This window comes from Streptomyces corynorhini, from assembly GCF_003346515.1.
In the GTDB taxonomy this organism is placed as follows: Bacteria; Actinomycetota; Actinomycetes; order Streptomycetales; family Streptomycetaceae; genus Streptomyces; species Streptomyces corynorhini.
This window is the reverse complement of record NZ_QQNA01000236.1, coordinates 1-19209: the sequence shown is the minus strand read 5'-3', so window position 1 is coordinate 19209 and position 19209 is coordinate 1. Positions and strand designations below refer to the sequence as shown.

The window sequence follows — 19209 nt, the reverse complement described above, 5'->3', positions numbered from 1 at the left end:
CGCCCGCCCCGGGGTCTCCCTCTCCCCCGCGCGCTCCGTCGCCGGGGACACCGCGCGTCCTGCGGGCGATGAACGACCGCGCCGTACTGGATCTGCTCCTGGCCCACGGGCCGCTCTCCCGGACGCGTACGCGGCAGCTGACCGGCCTGTCGAAGCCCACCGTCTCGCAGCTGCTCTCACGGCTCGAAACCGCCGGACTCGTCGTCGCCACCGGCACCAGCGAGGGCGGGCCGGGCCCGGGGGCGCGGCNNGCGTACGCCGCCGGGCTCGACGTGATCCCGGGGCGGATCCTCGCCGCCGTCGCCGACATCACCGGCACGGTCGTCGGGGAGTACGAGCTGGCCACACCGGAGGGTGCGGCCGAGAGCACCGCGCGGCAGGTGGAGCGGGCGCTGTACGGCGCCGTACGGGCCGCCGGACTGGCCCCCGCCGAGCTGCGCCGGGTGGTGATCGGCACGCCCGGCGCGTTCGATCCGGCCACCGGGCGGCTGCGGTACGCGGCCCATCTGCCCGGCTGGCACTCCGGCACGCTGCGGGCCGAGCTGGCGGCGGCGCTGCCGATGGCCGTCGAGTACGAGAACGACGTCAACCTCGCGGCCGTCGCCGAGCGACAGCTCGGAGCGGCGCGCGGGAAGCGGGACTTCGTCCTGCTCTGGAACGAACACGGCCTCGGCGCGGCCCTGTTCATCGGCGGACAGCTGTACCGGGGCTTCACCGGCGGCGCGGGCGAGGTCGGCTTCCTGCCGGTCCCCGGCACGCCGCTGGTGCGCCGGGCCGCCAAGGTGAACAGCGGCGGCTTCCAGGAACTGGCGGGCGCCCAGGCCGTGCCGAGGCTCGCCCGCGCCCTGGGCATCGACATCCCGGAGCAGCGGCCGGAACAGCCGTACGTCGAGGTCGCGGCCCGGCTGCTGGCGCGCGCGGCGGCCGTGCACACCACGGACGCGCCCGGATCCGCGGACCACGGATACGCGGACCACGGGCGCTCGGACCACGGATGCGTGGGCCAAGGGCGCGCCCAGAGCGGCCGGCTGGCCGAGCTGCTGCGGCTGTACGCCCAGCGCATCGCCACCGGTCTCGCCGCCGTCACGGCGGTGCTCGACCCCGAACTGGTCGTCCTCGCGGGCGCGGTGACCGGCGCGGGCGGCGAGCCGCTGCGCGCCCTCGTCGAACGGGAACTGGCCGAGCTGGCCGCGTCCCGGCCCCGGCTCGTCCTCGGCGAGGTCCAGCGCCGTCCGGTCCTGCGGGGCGCGCTGGAGAGCGCCCTCGCGACCACGCGCGACGAGGTGTTCGACACCTCCCACTGACCGCAGGACACGACGCCGCAGGACACGACGCCGTACGACACCGACCAGAGTGACCAGAGGGAAGGGCCACGACCATGAAGCTCGCCGTGGTGGGCGGAGGATCCACCTACACACCCGAACTGATCGACGGATTCGCCCGGTTGCGGGACACCCTGCCGATCGGGGAACTCGTCCTGATCGACCCGGCGGCCGACCGGCTCGACCTGGTCGGCGGGCTGGCGCGGCGGATCTTCGCCAGACAGGGCCACCCCGGCCGTATCACCACCACCTCCGACCTGGACGCGGGTGTCGCGGGCGCCGACGCGGTCCTGCTCCAGCTGCGCGTCGGCGGGCAGGCCGCCAGGCTCAGGGACGAGACCTGGCCGCTGGAGTGCGGCTGCGTCGGCCAGGAGACGACCGGTGCGGGCGGGCTCGCCAAGGCGCTGCGCACGGTGCCGGTGGTGCTGGACATCGCGGAGCGGATCAGGCGCGCCAGTCCGGACGCCTGGATCATCGACTTCACCAACCCGGTGGGGATCGTGACCCGGGCGCTGCTCGGGGCCGGGCACCGGGCGATCGGGCTGTGCAACGTCGCGATCGGCTTCCAGCGGAAGTTCGCGCGGCTGCTGGACGTCGCGCCCGCCGAGGTGCATCTGGAGCACGTCGGGCTGAACCATCTGACCTGGGAGCGGGGCGTGCGGCTCGGCGGCCCCGAAGGGCCCGACGCGCTGCCCGGACTGCTGGCCGGGCACGCCGAGGCGATCGCGGCGGATCTGCGGCTGCCGCGCGCGCTGCTCGACCGGCTCGGGGTGGTGCCCTCGTACTATCTGCGCTACTTCTACACGCACGACGAGGTGGTACGGGAGCTGGCGACCAAGCCGTCCCGCGCCGCCGAGGTGGCCGAGATGGAGAAGCGGCTGCTGGAGATGTACGGCGATCCCGCGCTGGACGAGAAGCCGGAGCTGCTGGCGCGGCGCGGCGGCGCGTTCTACTCGGAGGCGGCGGTCGATCTGGCGGCGGCGCTGCTGCGCGGTGGCGGCAGCCCGTACCAGGTGGTGAACACGTACAACAACGGCACGCTGCCGTTCCTCGCGGACGACGCGGTCATCGAGGTGCAGGCCCGGGTGGACACCTCGGGCGCGGTGCCGCTGGCGGTGCCGGCGCTGGAGCCGCTGTACGCGGGGCTGGTCGCGCAGGTCACGGCGTACGAGGATCTCGCGCTGGAGGCGGCGCTGCGCGGGGGCAGGGACCGGGTCTTCGCGGCTCTGCTGGCGCATCCCCTGATCGGCCAGTTCGAGAGCGCGGAGGCGCTCACCGACAAGCTGATCGCGCACAACAGGGAGCACCTGGCGTGGGCGTGAGCGGGCGGGTGGACGGAGTGGACGGAGCAGGCGTGCGGGGCGGCCCGGCCGGTGGCGCGGGCGAGGAGCCGGCGGCCGGGCGCGGGAGCGTGCTGGCCGTCGACGCGGGGAACAGCAAGACCGACGTGGCCGTGATCGGCGCCGACGGGTCGGTGCTCGGCGCGGCGCGCGGCGGCGGCTTCCAGCCGCCGAAGGTGGGGATCGGCCCGGCGCTCGACACGCTGGAGCGGGCGGTGACGGAGGCGGCTTCGGCGGCCGGGCTGCCGGTGCGGGACCTGGCCGATCAGGTGTCCGCGTGTCTGGCCAACGCGGATCTGCCGGTCGAGGAGCGGGAGTTGGCGCGGGCGGTACGGGAGCGGGGGTGGGGCCGTACCACGCGGGTGCGCAACGACACCTTCGCCGTGCTGCGGGCCGGACTGCCGGGCGGCGCGCCGCCCCGGGGCGTGGCGGTGGTCTGCGGTGCGGGCATCAACTGCGCGGGGCTGCTGCCGGACGGCCGTACCGCGCGCTTCCCGGCCGTCGGGCGGCTCTCCGGTGACTGGGGCGGCGGTTCGGGTCTCTCGGAGGAGGCGCTGTGGCTGGCGGCGCGGGCCGAGGACGGCCGGGGCGAGCCGACGGAGCTGGCGCGGACGCTGCCGGGCCACTTCGGGCTGGGTTCGATGGACGAGCTGATCGAGGCGCTGCACCTGGGCCGGATCCCGTTCGCGGGCCGGTACGAGCTGACGCCGGTGCTGTTCGAGACCTGTACGGCGGGCGACGCGGTGGCCGCCTCGGTGGTCGACCGGCTGGCCGAGGAGGTCGTCCTGCTGGCGACGGTCGCGCTGGAGAGGCTGGGGCTGCTCGGAGAGGAGACGCCTGTGGTGCTGGGCGGCAGCGTGCTGGCGGCCCGCCATCCCCGGCTGGACGGGCGGATCCGCGTGCTGATGGCGGCCCGCGCGCCGAAGGCGGTCGTCGGGGTGGTGACGGCGCCGCCGGTGCTGGGCGCGGGTCTGCTGGGTCTGGACCAGGCAGGGGCGAACGCGCGTGCCTATACCCGGCTGGCCGCGCATTACGCGTGACTCAGGGGGTAACCAGGGCTGTGGAGGGGGAAGTTCATTCCTGCGCGTGAGAACTCCTCCCGGGGGGAACCGATCATGGGGCCCCGGCGTATTCAGGGGAGAGGGAGAGCGGGGCGGGCCTGCCGGGTGCGATACGTACAAGATCCCGTCAAGCCTGATGTGGTGGGCGGCCCTTGCGGTCATACTGCTGCCCGGGAGTTTTCCCCCGACCCGCAGGAGGCGGGCCGTCGTCAGATGACCGAGGGGGAGGCCACGTGACATACCCGTCGAATGTGCGCACCGCGCCGCCGGCGGCGCCGGGCCGCGCGCCCGCCCGGTCGTCCCCGGCCGCCGGGCCCTCCCCGGAGGAGCCGCCGACGCGGGCCGCGGCCTGGGTGGAGGGCACGGAGCGGCTGCGCGCGGCCGCGGCGACGGAGCCGGGCAGGCTGCGGATCATCGGCGCGGCCCTGGCCCTGCTGGTCGTGGCGTTCGGCGCGGTGACGGCGTGGGAGGTCTCCGACCGGTACTCCGCCGCCCATGACGTGGTCCACCGCAGTCAGCAGCTGAGCGCGGACGCGGCCGGTATCTACAGCTCGCTGGCCGACGCCGACACGGCGGCGGCGAGCGCCTTCCTGTCGGGCGCGCCGGAGCCGGTGAAGCTCAGGGACGACTACGACGAGGACATCAAGGCGGCGTCGAGGCTGCTGATCGACGCGGCCAGCCACACGGACAGCACCGGCGCCTCGGACGAGGCGATCAAGAAGCTCAACGAGGGGCTTCCGGTGTACACGGGCCTCATCGAGCAGGCGCGTTCCTACAACCGGCAGGGCCTGCCGCTGGGCGCCGCCTATCTGCGGTACGCGAACGAGCGGATGACCGAGGATCTGCTGCCCGAGGCCAAGACGCTGTACGACACGGAGACGGGCAGGCTCGCCGCGGACAACGAAAGGGCGCGGCGCTGGCCGTACGCGTCGACCGCGCTCGCCGTGCTGGCGCTCGGGGTCCTCTGCTGGGCGCAGCGGCGCGACCACCGGCGGACGAACCGGGTGTTCAACCTGGGGCTGGTGTGCGCCACGGCGGCCTCGCTGGTCCTGCTGGTGTGGCTGGGGGTCGGCCAGTCCCTCGCCCGGGACAACCTCAACAGCGCGCAGGAGCGGGGGCAGGCGTCGCTGAAGGAGCTGAACGACGCGCGGATCGAGTCCCTCAAGGCGCGGGCCAATGAGAACCTCACGATGGTCTCCCTGGGCGCCGTCATCGAGAAGGACAGCAGGACCGGCGTGGACGAGGACAAGTACGAGAAGGACTACCAGACGGCCATGGGCGAGCTGGACCGTGCGCTCGCCCGCGCGGAGAAGCTCGCCGACGGCGGCCCCGTCGGCGAGCAGGTGGGCAAGGCGCGCGCCGCGTACGCGCAGTGGCAGAGCCGCCACAAGGAGGCTCGCGCGTCGGACACGGCCGGGGACTACCGGGCGGCGGTGACGAAGGTCATCGACGGCAAGGAGTCGACGGGCCATTCCTTCGGACAGGTGGAGAAGGCGCTGGAGACGTCGCTCGACGAGAAGCAGCGGGACTTCGAGCGGTTCGCCGCGGCCGGGCAGAGCCGGCTGAGCGGTCTGGCGGTCGGGGCCGGTGTGCTGGCGCTGGTGGCGGCGGCCGGGGCGGTCCTGGGGATCGGCCGCAGGCTTTCGGAGTACCGGTGAGAGGGGGAGTGATGACAACCAGGGACAGTCTCCGCCGTCTCCGCGGGCTCCGCCGGAACGGCGGGTTCCGCGGCTGGGGCGGGGTCATGGCGATGGTGGTCGCCTGTGTGCTGACCGGATCGCTGACGCTGCTCCCGCTGTCCCGCTCCGTGGGACAGGACGCGGCGGACTTCGCCCAGCAGCGGATCTCCACCGCCGTGCCCGTGGTGGCCGAGGACTGCGATCTGTTGGAGAGCGCGGTGCGGCCGTCGAGCGCGGACGGCAACGCCATAAAGACGATCAAGGCGCGGAAGGTGCCCAAGCTGGTGGTCGGCATCGACCAGAACAGCTACGGGTGGGGCTACCGCAATCCGCTCACCAAGGAGCTGGAAGGCTTCGACATCGACCTCGTCCGCGCCATCGCCGAGGAGATATTCGGCGACCCGGACGCCGTCACCTACCGCGCGGTCACCACGGGCCAGCGGGTCGACGCGCTCAACGGGCGGGAGGGGAAGGACGGCTCGGTCGACCTGGTCGTCCGGACGATGTCGATCAGCTGCGAGCGGAAGAAGCAAGTCCTCTTCTCCGACGCCTACTTCGAGACCGGTCTGCAAGTGCTCGCCCCGAAGGGCTCCGCCATCACGGGGTACGACAGGTCCCTGAAGGACAAGCGGGTCTGCTCGGCGACGGGGTCGAGCGCGGACGCCAAACTGAAGACGGAGAGCTACGGCGCCCAGCGGGTGCTGGTCCCCAACCAACTGGACTGCCTGGTCAGGCTCCAGTTGGGCATGGCCGACGCGATAATGACGGACAACTCGCTGGCGGCCGGGCTCATGGCGCAGGACCCGGCGATCGAGCGGGCCGGGGCCCAGCTGCCGAAGGAGTACTACGGCGTCGCGGCCATGAAGGACAACACGGATCTGATCGCCCGGGTGAACAAGGTGCTGCGGGACTACAGCGCGGGCGGCGACAACAGCCGCTGGACGCAGTCGTACAGGAAGTGGCTGGCGAAGGGGCTGCCCGGCCTCACAGGACCGCCGAAGGCCGGCTGATCGGCCGGGCGGCCGGGCGGCCCCGGTGACCGGTGGACCCCGACGGCCCGACCGGGCGGGCCGACACGAGAAGCGGAGAGGTGATCGATGGGCGGCACGGGCTCTTTCCCCGACTCGACGGGGAGGCCACCGGGACCGGTGATGGACCGGGACGAGGTGGACCGGGCTCTGGCGCGCCTCGAAGCGGAGCACGAGGCGATCGAGACCTCGCTGCTCGCCCTTCAGGACCACGCGGGCCGCAGACTCCTCGAAGGCGCCGAGCTGACCGGTGTCACCAAGGACCGCTGGGCCACCGCCGAGGGCTCGATCGCCCTGCTGTGGACCTACTTCGACGGGTACACGGCGGCGCTGGCCGGCGCCAGGCAGACCCGGGCCAGACGGCGCTGGCCGAACCGGGACGATCTCGCGGAGCTGACGGAGACCCTGCGCGGGCGCGGCGTGACGGTGGCCGGCGGCGCGGGGCCCGCGGCTCTCGGCGCCCCGGCGAAACTCTCCGAGCACGTCACCCTCGCCGAACTCGTCGCCAGGATGAACGAGCTGTACGCGTCCTCGCTGGACATGGTGGTCACCGCGGACTCCGTGTGGTCCGCGCTGCCCGCCAGGATCGACCTGCTCTCGGCGGAGCTGCGGCGCACCCTCTCGCTGGCGAACTCGGTGGGCGTGCGGCCCGGGGAGCATCCGGCGGGCGACGACCTGGAGTCGATCACCCACGAGCTGACCACGCTGCGCGCGCAGGTGGTCTCCGATCCACTGGCTTTCTGGCGCCCGGCCTCGGGGAGTTCGGCCCCGGGCGGCGGCCGGCCCGACACCGAGCGCTACGACCGGGCGGCGCGTGCCCTGGAGGACGTGCGGCGGGAGATCGAGGCGGTGCTGCGGGTGCGCCAGGACTCGGAGGAGCGGCTGATGCGGCTGCGGGACGTCCTGTCCCGCGCGGACCGTACCCTCACCGAGGCCAGGTCGGCGCGCGGCGAGGTGCTGGCGAAGATCGCGGCCTCCGAGGTGCCCGCCGTCAGCGGTCCGCCGACCGTGCTCCAGGAACGGCTCTCGACCGCCGCCGGGTACCGCAGGCACGCCCAGTGGAGCCGGCTCTCGCCGCTGCTGGAGTCGCTGGAGCGCGACGCGGAGGACGAACTGCTGCGGGCGCGGGAGTCCTTGACGGCCGTGACGGCGCCGCTCGCGGTCCGCGCGGAGCTGCGCGGCCGGCTCGACGCGTACAAGGCGAAGGTCGCCCGGCACGGGATGGCCGAGGATCCGCTGCTGATCGAGCGGTACGACGTGGCACGCCGGATGCTGTGGAGCGCGCCCTGCGATCTGCGCGTCGCCGAACAGGCGGTGCTGCGCTACCAGCGGGCGGCGGCCGAGGCGCTGGGCACGGCACAGAGAACAGAGAGGGAACGGGGGGACGGATGAGCGACGGCACGGGCACCACCACGGGCACATGTCAGCGCCCCGGCTGCGAGGGCTCGTACGAGGACATGGGCGGCGGTGAGCTGTACTGCGACACCTGCGGTCTGGCTCCGGTCGTGGCGCCCGACGGGACGCTGTCCTCGCCGCCCACCGGCATGACCGCGGGCGGGGCCGACCGGAGCGGCGGTTCCGGTCGCCCGGCGGGCGCGGGCGGCGGCTCGGACGGCCGTTCGGACGGCCGTTCGGGCAGCGGCTCGGGCAGGGTCCCGGACGGCCGTTCGGGCAGCGGTGACTCCTCGCGGTCCTCCTCCCGCGCGTCCTCGCGGTCCTCCTCCCGCTCCTCCACCTCCCGGCGCTCGGTCTCGGGACGGCTCTCGCGCACCCGGCCGGGGGAGCTGTCGTCCCGGTCGGTGTCGGTGCGCAGCTCCGGTGCCTCCACCGGTTCTTCGGGGCGCAACCGGCTGGGCGCGGGGCTGGTGACCGTACCGGACGTGCCGCGTCCTGATCCGCGGGCGGCCGTCATGGCCGACCCGGAGGTGCCCGAGCGCAAGCGGTACTGCTCGCGCTCCGACTGCGGGGCACCGGTGGGCCGGGCGCGCGGGGAGCGGCGCGGCCGTACGGAGGGGTTCTGCACGAAGTGCGGGCACCCGTACTCGTTCGTGCCGAAGCTGCGCGAGGGCGACATCGTGCACGGGCAGTACGAGGTGATGGGGTGTCTGGCCCACGGCGGGCTCGGCTGGATCTATCTCGCCGTGGACCGCGCGGTCTCGGACCGCTGGGTGGTCCTCAAGGGGCTGCTGGACACCGGTGACCAGGACGCGATGGCGGCGGCGATCTCCGAGCGGCGCTTCCTCGCGGAGATCGAGCACTCCAACATCGTCCGTATCTACAACTTCGTGGAACACCTGGACCAGCGGACCGGCTCCATGGACGGCTACATCGTCATGGAGTACATCGGCGGCAAGTCGCTCAAGGAGATCGCCAACGAGCGGCGCACCCCCTCGGGCCGACGCGACCCGCTGCCGGTGGAGCAGGCGTGCGCGTACGGGATCGAGGCGCTGGAGGCGCTCGGCCATCTGCACAGCAGAAACCTGGTGTACTGCGACTTCAAGGTCGACAACGCCATCCAGACGGAGAATCAGCTCAAGCTCATAGACATGGGCGCGGTCTGCCGGATGGACGACGACGAGGCGGCGATCTACGGGACCGTCGGCTACCAGGCGCCGGAGGTGGCCGAGGTCGGCCCCTCGGTCGCCTCTGACCTGTACACGGTCGCGCGCACGCTGGCGGTGCTGACCTTCGACTTCCAGGGCTACACGAACGTGTACGTCGACTCGCTGCCCGACCCGGCCAATATCGAGGTCTTCCACCGGTACGAGTCGTTCTACCGGCTGCTGGTGCGGGCGACGGACCCCGATCCGGCCCGGCGCTTCTCCTCGGCGCAGGAGATGGCGGAGCAGCTGATGGGGGTGTTGCGGGAGGTCGTGGCGCTCCAGTCGGGGCGTCCGCGTCCCGCGCTGTCGACGCTGTTCGGTCCCGAGCTGCGGGTCACGGACACCGAGCTGTTCGCGGAGCTGACGCAGGACGTGTCGCGGCTGGGCGCGCGGGCGAGACCCGCCGTCTCCGGTCCTGGCCGGTGGACGAAGCGGACCGGCGCGGGGCAGGCGCGGGGCGCGCTCCCCGGAGCCGGGGCGGGCACGGGCGCTCTTCCGGGCGCAGGCGCTCTTCCGGGCGCAGGCGCTCTTCCGGGCACGGGCGCTCTTCCGGGCGCGGTCGCGGGCGCTCCGGCGCTTCCGGCGCCGGGGGCGCGGCCCGGGGTGCCGGGCGCGGGCGGTCTCGATCCGGCGGGCCTGCCCCCGGCGCCCGTGTGGCCGCCCGCGCCGGGCGGTGTGCCCGCGCCGCGCGCCGGGGGCCTGCCGGCCGGCCCGGCCCCCGACGGCGGTGTGCGGGCGGGCGCGGGGGGCGGGTTGCGGCTCGCGGCGCTCGACGCGCGGACGACTTCGCTGGCCCTGCCCGTACCGCGGGTGGATTCGAGCGACCCGAACGCCGGTTTCCTGGCGGGGCTGATGGCCTCCGCGCCCGCCGAGCTGATCGCCGCGCTCGGGTCCGCTCCCACCGATTCGGTGGAGCGGGGGCTGCGCGAGCTGCGCGCCCGGCTGGAGATGGGCGATCCGGTCACGGCAGCCGAGGTGCTGCACTCGCTGGAGGAGCGGTGCGCCGACGACTGGCGGGTGGTCTGGTACCGGGGTGTCGCCTCGCTGGCGACGGGCGACCACGAGATCGCGGCGGTCTCCTTCGACGCCGTGTACGACGCGTTCCCCGGTGAGCAGGCTCCGAAGCTGGCGCTGGGCGTCTGCGCCGAGGTGCTCGGCCAGCTGGACAACGCCGCCGAGTACTACCGGCTGGTCTGGACGACGGATCCGGGCTATGTCAGCGCCGCGTTCGGGCTGGCCCGGGTGCAGCTGGCCGCGGGCGACCGGGCCGGTGCCGTGCACACGCTGGAGTCCGTGCCGGAGGCGTCGATCCACTACACGGCGGCCCGGGTCGCGGCCGTCCGGGCGCGGCTGCGGCAGCGCGACGTTCCGACGCCGACGCTGATAGACGATCTGACGGCGGCGGCCCATCAGGTCTCCGCGCTGCGCCAGTTCGGTCTGGACGCGGTACGGCGTGAACAGCTGTCGACGGAGGTGCTGGGCACGGCGCTGGACTGGGTACTCTCCGGTAGTCCCGGGGTGCGGCCCGCGCAGGCCGTACTGCTCGGCAGTGAACTGGACGAGCGCGGACTGCGCCTCGGCCTGGAACGCTCGTACCGGGTGCTTGCCCGGCTCGCTCAGCGCGGCGAGGAGAGGATCGAACTGGTGGAGCGGGCCAACCGTTTCCGCCCTCGGACGTGGGTGTGATTGATGTCCCAGAACCACGGGTCGGCCGCGGTGCCGACCTGCCCCGGCTGCACGGAGCCGCTGGAGTCCGGCGATCTGTTCTGCGGCGTGTGCGGCTACGACCTGTCGTCCGCCGCGCCGTGTCCGGGCGGCCATCCCACCCTGGTGATGAACGGCCCGGCACGACAGCCGGAGCAGGCACCGCAGCCGGAGCAGGCGCGGCAGCCGGAGCAGGCGCCGCAGCCGGAGCAGGCGCGGCAGCCGCTCCCCGCCGAGCGGCCACGGCAGGAGCGGCCGGAACCGGCCGCCGGGACGTTCCGTCCGGCGACCGCCGGGCAGGACGCGGCGAGCGCGCCCGTCTCCGCCCGGCTACCGGACGAGGTGCCGGGGCACGCCTCGGACGGGACCCGGATCGGGCCGCGCGCAGGTGACTTCGAGCTGCCCGCGCCGGTGGCCGCCCCGCCCGCCGCGGCCGATCCCCGTACCGCCGCGCCCCTGGCGGCGCCCCCGGTCGGCTCGAAGCTCTGCGTGGCCTGCCGCGCCGGGCATGTCGACCCGGACGGCTACTGCGAGAACTGCGGGCACGCGCAGCCGCGCGAACGCGACCACGTCGAGCGGGAGCTGGGCGCGGTGGCCGCCGTGAGCGACCGGGGGCTGCGCCACCATCGCAACGAGGACGCGTTCGCCGTGTCGACGGCCGCGCTGCCGGACGGCTCGCCCGCCGTGGTGGCCGTGGTCTGCGACGGCGTCTCGTCGGCGACGCGCCCGGACGAGGCGTCCGCCGCCGCCGCCGCCTCGGCCAACGAGTATCTGCTCGCCGCTCTGGAGCACGGTACGCATCCGCAGCAGGCGATGCACGAGTCGATCCTCGCCGCCGCCGAGTCGGTCAACGCGCTGGCCACGGCGGGCCACGGCCCCGCCGGGCCCGACCCGCACCGCCACCAGAACGCCCCGGCCTGCACGATCGTCAGCGCCGTGGTGGCGAACGGGCTGCTGATCGTCGGCTGGATCGGGGACAGCAGGGTGTACTGGGTGCCGGACGACCGCGAGGGCCCGCCCGCCCGGCTCACCGAGGACGACTCGTGGGCCGCCCAGATGGTGGCCACGGGGCTGATGAACGAGGCGGAGGCGTACGCGGACGAGCGCGCGCACGCCATCACGGGCTGGCTCGGCGCCGACGCCTACGAGCTGGAGCCGCACACCGCGTCGTTCAAGCCGGACCGGCCGGGTGTCGTGGTGGTCTGCACGGACGGCCTGTGGAACTACGCGGAGGGCGTGGACGAGATGGCGCGCGCCCTGCCCGCCGACGCGGCGCACCGCCCGCTGCACGCGGCCCAGGTCCTGGTCGGGCACGCGCTCGACGGTGGGGGCCACGACAACGTGACGGTGGCCGTGCTGCCGTTCGCCGTCGAACAGCGAAGGGCGGGACTGGACCGCCTCGCGCCGTGAGCGGCGCCCGGGGCCCCGTTCCGCCGAAAACCCGTTACGTGTCTCCGCAGTGTGGAGCGTCAAGGAGCCGATACAGATGGCGAACTTCTCGAAGTCGAGCGTGCCGCGATTCTCCGTGGACGTCTACCAGAACGAGTATCTGCCCGAGGGCGGGCGCGAGGTCAACGCGATCGTGACGGTCACCGCCACGGGCGGCGGCACCACGGGCGGCGCGGCGCTGACGGGAGCCCTCCCCGCCGGGAACGCGGCCCCCGACAGCGGCCGGAACGCCGCTGTGGTGATCATGGTCGACTGTTCGGGGTCGATGGACTACCCGCCGACGAAGATGCGCAACGCGCGTGACGCCACGGCCGCCGCCGTCGACACCCTGCGCGACGGCGTGGCCTTCGCGATCGTCGCCGGTACGCATGTGGCCCGCGAGGTCTACCCGGGCCGCGGCGGGCTCGCGGTCGCCGACGGGCGGACCAGGGCGGAGGCCAAGGAAGCGCTGCGCCGGCTGAGCGCGGGCGGCGGTACGGCCATCGGCACCTGGCTGCGGCTGGCCGACCGGCTGCTGGCCTCGGCCGATGTCGCCATCCGGCACGGCATCGTGCTGACCGACGGCCGTAACGAGCACGAGTCGGCGGAGGATCTGACGGCCGCGCTGGACGCGTGCGCGGGCCGGTTCACCTGTGACGCCCGGGGAGTCGGTACGGACTGGGAGGTCAAGGAGGTCACCGCGATCGCCTCGGCGCTGCTCGGGAGCGCCGACATCGTGGCCGATCCGGCGGGCCTGGCCGAGGACTTCACCCGGATGATGGAGAACGCGATGGGCAAGGAGGTCGCGGATGTGGCGCTGCGGATGTGGACGCCGGTCGGGGTGGAGATCGGCTTCGTCAAACAGGTGGCGCCCACGGTCGAGGAGCTGACGCAGCGCCGTACGGAGGCGGGTCCGCGCGCCGGGGACTACCCGACCGGTTCCTGGGGCGACGAGTCCCGCGACTACCACGTCTGTGTGCGGGTCCCCGAGGCGGGCATCGGCCGGGAGATGCTCGCGGCGCGGATCTCGCTGATCCTTCCGGTGGCGGGGGACGGTCCGCCCGAGGTGCTGTCGCAGGGGCTGGTGCGGGCCGTGTGGACGGAGGACCTGGCCGCCTCCACCACGATCAATCCGCAGGTCGCGCACTACACGGGCCAGGCCGAGCTGGCTCAGGTCATTCAGCAGGGTCTCAATGACCGCAAGTCGGGTGATTTCGACGGCGCGACCGCGAAACTGGGGCGTGCCGTGCAGCTCGCCGCCGCCTCGGGGAACGCGGATACCGCGAAATTGCTTTCGAAGGTGGTGGATGTCGTCGACGCGGCGACGGGTACTGTGCGACTGAAGGCGAAAGTGGCGGATGCGGACGAGATGACCTTGGAGACTCGGTCGACGAAGACCGTACGCGTCAAGAAGTAGCCGCCGAGAGCCCGGAACAGCAGCGAAGAACAGCGAAGTACGACGGCCTGCGGGCCGGACGAGGAGAGGGGGAAGCGCCGACATGCCGACCTGCCCGAACGGACACCAGTCGGGTTCCGAAGACTGGTGCGAGGTCTGCGGCCATCGCATGGCCGGTCCTGGCGCTCCCGTGGGCGCCGTACCGTCGCCTCCCCCGCCGCCCGCGCCCGGCTACGGCTACCCGCCGGGCCCCGGCGCCGGGCCGAACGCCACCGCCCAGGCGGAGTTGTGCCCGCAGTGCCGCACCCCGCGCGAGTCGATGGCTCCGTTCTGCGAGGAGTGCCGCTGGAACTTCCTGACGAACACGGCGACGTCGTACACCCCGCTGGCCCCGCAGCACTCGACGCCCGGCGGCGCGCGCCCCGGCGGCGTGCCCGGCGGGCCGACCGGCCCCGTACCCGGGCTGAATCTGCCGCCCGGGTTCCAGGCGCAGCAGCCGCCCCGGCCGGCCGATCCGTACGAGTACCAGAGTTCGCGCCCCTCCCAGCTGAACCGGCCCGCGGAGCAGCTGGCTTCCGATCCGGCAGCCGAGCGGGATCCGCGCGGGGGACCGCACGGCCAGGACCTGTACGGTCAGGACCCGCACCGGCAGGGTCCGCACCAGCAGGGCCCGCCGCCTCCGTCGCCGTACCAGCAGCAGGCCGGTCCGCCGGCCCCGCCCGCGTTCCCGCAGCCCCCGGCCCCGCTGGCCCCGGCGCGGCCCAGGTCGGCCGAGGACGACTGGATGCTGCCGCCGCCCGGCTCGGCGCAGGCCGCGCCGCCGCCGTACCAGTCCCAGCAGCACCAGTCGCCGCAGGGCTCCCAGCAGGGCTCGGTCCCGGGTCCGCCGCAGGGCGGTCAGCAGTCCGAGCCGCCGGGCCCCTACCGGCCGCAGGCGTCACCGGCGAGCTGGACGGCGGTCATCGGACCGGACCGTGACTACTTCATGGCGATGATGCAGCGCAGCGGCCCTGAGGCGACCGGGCTGAACCTCCCGGCGTACTCCCCCGAGCAGCGTCTCCAGCTGTCCGGCAGCCAGATCGCGATCGGCCGCCGCCGCCACTCCACCGGCGAGTCCCCCGACATCGACCTGTCCGTACCGCCGGAGGACCCGGGCGTCTCGCACCAGCACGCGGTCCTGGTCCACCAGCCGGACGGCAGTTGGTCGGTGGTCGACCAGAACTCCACGAACGGCACCACGCTGAACGGCGCGGAGGACCCGATACAGCCCTACGTCCCCGTCCCGCTCACGGACGGCGACCGGGTGCACGTCGGTGCCTGGACGACGATCACCATCCGGCGCGACTAGGGTCTTTCCGCCCTCACCGGCGCCGCACCCCGTTCCCACCGCCCCTGACCGCACACGCGTCGACTCCGGACAGAACGCCTAGGCCCTGGCCGGGGGGCCGCCTCCGGGCAGCGGCCAGGTGTACGGTCCCGTCGGGTCGTCCAGCCAGGCCCACTGCCGGTCGCCGACGACCGTGACGCCGAATCTCTCGCGGTCAGGACGGCGCTCGCGCTCCCAGAGGGCGAGCGCCTCGTGCGGGTCGAGGCGGTCGGCGGTGAGGGTCAGCAGGAAGCGGAAGAGTTCGTTCCCGCTGGCCAGCCCCGGCCGTCCGCCCAGGGGCCGCCGCGCCTCCGGGTCGGCCTCGGGCACACCCCGCAGCGGTACGAAGTAGGCGGCGGTGTGCAGGAAGCGCCCTTCCGCGCACGGGGTGTCCCCGGCGCCGTCCCGGCCTCCCCCGCCGTCCCGGCCTCCCTCGCCTCCCCCGGCTCCCTCGCCGACCCGCAGGGCGATCAGGCCGGTGGCGAGCGGGGCCAGGATCCGGGCGCCCGGCCGGCACTGCGCGAGCCAGCTCACCGGCACCGCCGGCAGGGTGCAGGTCGCGACGATCCGGTCGAAGGGCGCCCGCCGGGGGCAGCCGCGCGCGCCGTCGCCGGTGACGACCTCGGGCCGGTAGCCGGCCGTGGCGAGATGGGCGCGCGCGGACTCGGTGATCTCGGGGTCCAGGTCGACGGTGGTGACCTGCCCGTCGCCCAGCCGGTGGGAGAGCAGCGCCGCGTTGTAGCCGCTGCCCGCGCCGATCTCCAGGACCCGGTCACCGTCCCGTACGTCCAGTTCCGCCAGCATGGTGGCCATCAGCGAGGGCTGGCTGCTGGACGAGATCAGCTCGCCGTCGCGCACCCGGATCGCGAGCGGCCCGTCCGCGTAGGCGCCCCGCAGCCAGCGGGCCCGCCGCGCGGGCTCGGGGTCACCGCTCCAGAGCCGGTCGTAGCCGCCGGGGCGGCTGACGAAGTAGTACGGCACGAAGACATGGCGCGGCACCTCCTCGAACGCCGCCCGCCAGGCGGGATCGGCGAGCGCGCCGGTCGCCGCGATCTCCGCGACCAGCGCGGCGCGCGCCTCGGCGGCGGCCGGGTCGTCAGGACCGTACGGTTCGTACCGTTGTGCGCCCATGTGTCCACTCTCCTGGGTCGGCGCCCGGAAAGCGACCACACGACATCCGGTGCTGGGGTGATCCCGACAACGTGGCGAGCGGGCGTGCCAGGCTCCGCGGGGCGGGCGGGACGGTGAAGACAGGGCCCAGGGTCTTTCGTGTGGATCAGGCCGGGCTCGCGGGGTCTGGCACCGCGCCTCGCCGCGTTGTCGTCGGTCATCCCCAAGGTCTCGGCTTCGCTCGACCAGGGGAGACCCCATCCGCTCCGCGTGGGCTCCCTCCTCCGCCGTGCGATCCACGGCACCGGACCCCGCTCCCTCATCCGGCCTGATCCAAACGAAAGCCCCTGGGTCCGGAGTCCTCCGTCGGTGCGTCTGCGACCATGGACGGGTGAATGACATTCCGCGCGACACGCTTCAGGAGCAGACCTTCTACGAGCAGGTCGGCGGCGAGGAGACCTTCCGGCGCCTGGTTCACCGCTTCTACCAGGGGGTCGCGGAGGACCCGCTGCTGCGGCCGATGTACCCGGAGGCCGATCTGGGGCCGGCCGAGGAGCGCTTCGCGCTCTTCCTGATGCAGTACTGGGGCGGTCCGCGCACCTACAGCGACCACCGGGGGCATCCCCGGCTGCGGATGCGGCACGCGCCGTTCCAGGTGGACCGCGCCGCGCACGACGCCTGGCTGCGCCATATGCGGGTGGCGGTGGACGAGGAGGAGCTGTCCGAGGAGCACCGGACGACGCTGTGGAACTACCTCACCTACGCCGCGGCCTCCATGGTCAACACCGCGGGCTGACCCGCGCCAGGGCTGCGGGGCGGCTCAGGCCGGGGTGACGGTGAGCCCGCCGAGCCCGGCGACGCGGACCGCGATCGAACCGTACGGCGTGCGCAGCCGCAGCCAGCCGCCGCTCTCCAGCAGCGCCAGCGGCTCCTCGGGCGGCGCGGCGTCGAGCGGCGCGGCACCGGTCGGCATCCGGACGCCGGCCGGCACGCTCGCCCGTACCGGCCGCAGGAAGCCCAGCGACTGAGCCGCGTGCGCGGCGCGCAGCGGCAGGCCGGTGTCGCCCAGGGTCCGTGACCAGATCTCGCGGCCGATCCGGTCGCGTTCGGCCCGGGTCCTGGTCTCCGGCGTCAGCCGCTCGTCGCGGGCCCGGAACTCGGCGACGGCAGCGGCCAGCGCGCCCCGTACCGTCTCCTGGCCCGGCAGCCCGGCGCGTCGGCGCCAGCCGCCGCGCGGGGGCAGCACTCCGGCCCACGGGGGGCCGGTGACCGCTCGGGGTACGACGGCGGTGCCCGTCGGCTCGTCGATGGATTCGAGGAGTTCCCCGGCGGAGACCGTGACGTCCAGCGGCCGCTGCCCGACCGAGGCGAGCCTGGCCGTGCGGATGGCCAGCACCTCGAAGGACGCGGGCCGGCCGAATACGGCGAGCGCCCCCGTGCCGCCGCCCGCCTGGAGCCGGACGGCCGCGGCGCGGTCGTAGTGGATCAGCCGGGCGAGGAAGGCGCCGAGGTCGGCGGCCTCCCTCGCGTCGGCGAACTCCAGTGACTGCACGGACGCCGTCATGCCGCGAGCGCACCCTTTTCGTCGTCGTCCATGTAATGCAGCAGGTAGGACTTCTCCTCGGCCGTGATCCGCCGGGGCCTGGCCGCCGCCAGGTCGTAGGGGACGACGACCGTGGAGGCCCGGACGTACACCTGGTCCCCGTCCTTGATCTCGTACGCGATCGTCAGCGACGCCGCGTTGATCTTCGTCACCCAGGACTCGATGACGACCGGCTCGTGCCGGTGCACCAGCGGGAGCTTGTAGTCGATCTCGTGCCGGGCGACGACGGAGCCGCCGGAGAAGGACGGCGAGCCGTCCCCCGGAGCCAGCCGGAACATGAAGTCGATGCGGGCCTCTTCGAGGTAGCTGATGAAGACCGCGTTGTTGACGTGCCCGAAGGCGTCCATGTCCGACCAGCGCAGCGGACAGCTGTAGAGGTGACGGGCCATCGGACTCAGCCTCGCGTGAGCTTCTTGTAGGTGGCGCGGTGCGGGCGCGCGGCGTCGGCGCCGAGCCGCTCGACCTTGTTCTTCTCGTACGAGTCGTAGTTGCCCTCGAACCAGAACCACCGGGAGTCGCCCTCGTACGCCAGGATGTGCGTGGCGACGCGGTCGAGGAACCACCGGTCGTGGGAGACGACCACGGCCGCGCCCGGGAACTCCAGCAGCGCGTTCTCCAGCGACGACAGGGTCTCGACGTCGAGGTCGTTGGTGGGCTCGTCGAGGAGCAGCAGGTTGCCGCCCTGCTTGAGGGTCAGGGCCAGGTTGAGGCGGTTGCGCTCACCACCGGAGAGGACCCCGGCGGGCTTCTGCTGGTCCGGGCCCTTGAAGCCGAACGCGGAGACGTAGGCGCGCGAGGGCATCTCGACGTTGCCGACGTTGATGTAGTCCAGCTCGTCGGAGACGACGGCCCACAGCGACTTCTTCGGGTCGATGTTGCCGCGGCCCTGGTCGACGTAGCTGATCTTGACGGTGTCGCCGACCTTGATGGTGCCGGAGTCCGGCTGCTCGAAGCCCTGGATCATCTTGAACAGGGTGGTCTTGCCGGCGCCGTTGGGGCCGATGACGCCCACGATGCCGTTGCGCGGCAGGGAGAACGAGAGGTCGTCGATGAGGACCTTGTCGCCGAACGCCTTGGACAGGTGCTCCACCTCGACGACGACACTGCCGAGCCGGGGGCCCGGCGGGATCTGGATCTCCTCGAAGTCCAGCTTCCGCATCTTGTCCGCCTCGGCGGCCATCTCCTCGTAACGGGCGAGCCTGGCCTTGGACTTGGCCTGGCGCCCCTTCGCGTTGGAGCGGACCCACTCCAGCTCTTCCTTGAGCCGCTTGGCGCGCTTGGCGTCCTTCTGGCCCTCTACCTTGAGGCGGGACTGCTTGCTCTCCAGGTAGGTGGAGTAGTTGCCCTCGTAACCGATGGCGCGGCCGCGGTCCAGCTCCAGGATCCAGCCCGCGACGTTGTCGAGGAAGTACCGGTCGTGGGTGACGGCGACGACGGTGCCGGGGTACTTGGCGAGGTGCTGCTCCAGCCACTGCACGGACTCGGCGTCCAGGTGGTTGGTGGGCTCGTCGAGGAGGAGCAGGTCGGGGGCTTCGAGGAGCAGCTTGCACAGGGCCACGCGGCGGCGCT

The 19209-nt window shown here is 73.6% G+C and carries 15 protein-coding genes; 11 read left to right on the top strand and 4 right to left on the bottom strand.

The window, feature by feature from the left end; translation table 11 throughout:
- Nucleotides 1-68: 68 nt before the first annotated feature.
- The 10 genes from DVH02_RS26160 to DVH02_RS26115 all read left to right on the top strand — a co-directional run bounded on the left by DVH02_RS26160 (nucleotide 69) and on the right by DVH02_RS26115 (nucleotide 14909).
- Nucleotides 69-1304: an ROK family transcriptional regulator gene (locus DVH02_RS26160; protein WP_114626315.1), complete on the top strand. Its 1236-nt coding sequence runs from the start codon at nucleotides 69-71 to the stop codon at nucleotides 1302-1304.
- A 74-nt stretch (nucleotides 1305-1378) separates the two neighbouring features.
- Nucleotides 1379-2644: a 6-phospho-beta-glucosidase gene (locus DVH02_RS26155; protein WP_114626314.1), complete on the top strand. Its 1266-nt coding sequence runs from the start codon at nucleotides 1379-1381 to the stop codon at nucleotides 2642-2644.
- A gap of 32 nt (nucleotides 2645-2676) precedes the next feature.
- Complete coding sequence (locus tag DVH02_RS26150; protein ID WP_233518469.1) at nucleotides 2677-3702, top strand: N-acetylglucosamine kinase; 1026 nt, start codon at nucleotides 2677-2679, stop codon at nucleotides 3700-3702.
- Between the two features lie 254 nt (nucleotides 3703-3956).
- On the top strand, nucleotides 3957-5381 hold the full coding sequence (locus DVH02_RS26145; protein ID WP_233518468.1) for a hypothetical protein: 1425 nt from the start codon (nucleotides 3957-3959) through the stop codon (nucleotides 5379-5381).
- Between the two features lie 86 nt (nucleotides 5382-5467).
- A complete protein-coding gene (locus DVH02_RS26140; RefSeq protein ID WP_233518467.1) occupies nucleotides 5468-6412 on the top strand; it encodes a glutamate ABC transporter substrate-binding protein in 945 nt (314 codons plus the stop codon).
- Nucleotides 6413-6499: 87 nt separating this feature from the next.
- Nucleotides 6500-7822 (top strand): hypothetical protein, encoded by a 1323-nt coding sequence (locus DVH02_RS26135; protein WP_114626312.1) that lies wholly within the window; start codon nucleotides 6500-6502, stop codon nucleotides 7820-7822.
- The gene (locus DVH02_RS26130; RefSeq protein WP_114626311.1) at nucleotides 7819-10719 is read left to right on the top strand and encodes a serine/threonine-protein kinase; all 2901 of its coding nucleotides are present in this window, start codon (nucleotides 7819-7821) and stop codon (nucleotides 10717-10719) included. The genes DVH02_RS26135 and DVH02_RS26130 overlap by 4 nt, the downstream gene beginning before the upstream one ends.
- A 3-nt stretch (nucleotides 10720-10722) precedes the next feature.
- Complete coding sequence (locus tag DVH02_RS26125; protein WP_114626310.1) at nucleotides 10723-12147, top strand: PP2C family protein-serine/threonine phosphatase; 1425 nt, start codon at nucleotides 10723-10725, stop codon at nucleotides 12145-12147.
- Nucleotides 12148-12223: 76 nt separating this feature from the next.
- Nucleotides 12224-13582 carry a vWA domain-containing protein gene (locus DVH02_RS26120; RefSeq protein ID WP_114626309.1) on the top strand — a complete coding sequence of 453 codons (1359 nt, stop codon included), beginning with the start codon at nucleotides 12224-12226 and terminating at the stop codon, nucleotides 13580-13582.
- An 82-nt stretch (nucleotides 13583-13664) separates the two neighbouring features.
- Nucleotides 13665-14909 carry an FHA domain-containing protein gene (locus tag DVH02_RS26115; RefSeq protein WP_114626308.1) on the top strand — a complete coding sequence of 415 codons (1245 nt, stop codon included), beginning with the start codon at nucleotides 13665-13667 and terminating at the stop codon, nucleotides 14907-14909.
- A gap of 78 nt (nucleotides 14910-14987) precedes the next feature.
- Here DVH02_RS26115 and DVH02_RS26110 read toward each other — a convergent pair whose 3' ends face one another.
- Entirely contained in the window at nucleotides 14988-16058 is a 1071-nt protein-coding gene (locus DVH02_RS26110) for a methyltransferase domain-containing protein (protein WP_114626307.1), read from the bottom strand.
- 370 nt (nucleotides 16059-16428) lie between these two features.
- On the opposite strand from DVH02_RS26110, the gene DVH02_RS26105 reads away from it, so the two are divergent.
- On the top strand, nucleotides 16429-16833 hold the full coding sequence (locus DVH02_RS26105; RefSeq protein WP_114626306.1) for a globin: 405 nt from the start codon (nucleotides 16429-16431) through the stop codon (nucleotides 16831-16833).
- A 24-nt stretch (nucleotides 16834-16857) separates the two neighbouring features.
- Here DVH02_RS26105 and DVH02_RS26100 read toward each other — a convergent pair whose 3' ends face one another.
- From DVH02_RS26100 to ettA, 3 genes are all read right to left on the bottom strand, one after another.
- Complete coding sequence (locus DVH02_RS26100; protein WP_114626305.1) at nucleotides 16858-17601, bottom strand: hypothetical protein; 744 nt, start codon at nucleotides 17599-17601, stop codon at nucleotides 16858-16860.
- Nucleotides 17598-18029 (bottom strand): acyl-CoA thioesterase, encoded by a 432-nt coding sequence (locus DVH02_RS26095; protein ID WP_114626304.1) that lies wholly within the window; start codon nucleotides 18027-18029, stop codon nucleotides 17598-17600. The genes DVH02_RS26100 and DVH02_RS26095 overlap by 4 nt, the downstream gene beginning before the upstream one ends.
- A 5-nt stretch (nucleotides 18030-18034) precedes the next feature.
- Nucleotides 18035-19209: energy-dependent translational throttle protein EttA (ettA, locus tag DVH02_RS26090; protein WP_114626303.1), on the bottom strand; the 1175-nt coding region annotated here is incomplete at its 5' end.

What these genes read in the sequence shown, in the direction of transcription:
- DVH02_RS26155 (WP_114626314.1), top strand. Translation starts at nt 1,379, where the DNA reads ATGAAGCTCGCCGTGGTGGGCGGAGGATCCACCTACACACCCGAACTG.
- DVH02_RS26140 (WP_233518467.1), top strand. Translation starts at nt 5,468, where the DNA reads ATGGCGATGGTGGTCGCCTGTGTGCTGACCGGATCGCTGACGCTGCTC.
- DVH02_RS26135 (WP_114626312.1), top strand. Translation starts at nt 6,500, where the DNA reads ATGGGCGGCACGGGCTCTTTCCCCGACTCGACGGGGAGGCCACCGGGA.
- DVH02_RS26130 (WP_114626311.1), top strand. Translation starts at nt 7,819, where the DNA reads ATGAGCGACGGCACGGGCACCACCACGGGCACATGTCAGCGCCCCGGC.
- DVH02_RS26125 (WP_114626310.1), top strand. Translation starts at nt 10,723, where the DNA reads ATGTCCCAGAACCACGGGTCGGCCGCGGTGCCGACCTGCCCCGGCTGC.
- DVH02_RS26120 (WP_114626309.1), top strand. Translation starts at nt 12,224, where the DNA reads ATGGCGAACTTCTCGAAGTCGAGCGTGCCGCGATTCTCCGTGGACGTC.
- DVH02_RS26115 (WP_114626308.1), top strand. Translation starts at nt 13,665, where the DNA reads ATGCCGACCTGCCCGAACGGACACCAGTCGGGTTCCGAAGACTGGTGC.
- DVH02_RS26110 (WP_114626307.1), bottom strand. Translation starts at nt 16,058, where the DNA reads ATGGGCGCACAACGGTACGAACCGTACGGTCCTGACGACCCGGCCGCC.
- DVH02_RS26100 (WP_114626305.1), bottom strand. Translation starts at nt 17,601, where the DNA reads ATGACGGCGTCCGTGCAGTCACTGGAGTTCGCCGACGCGAGGGAGGCC.
- DVH02_RS26095 (WP_114626304.1), bottom strand. Translation starts at nt 18,029, where the DNA reads ATGGCCCGTCACCTCTACAGCTGTCCGCTGCGCTGGTCGGACATGGAC.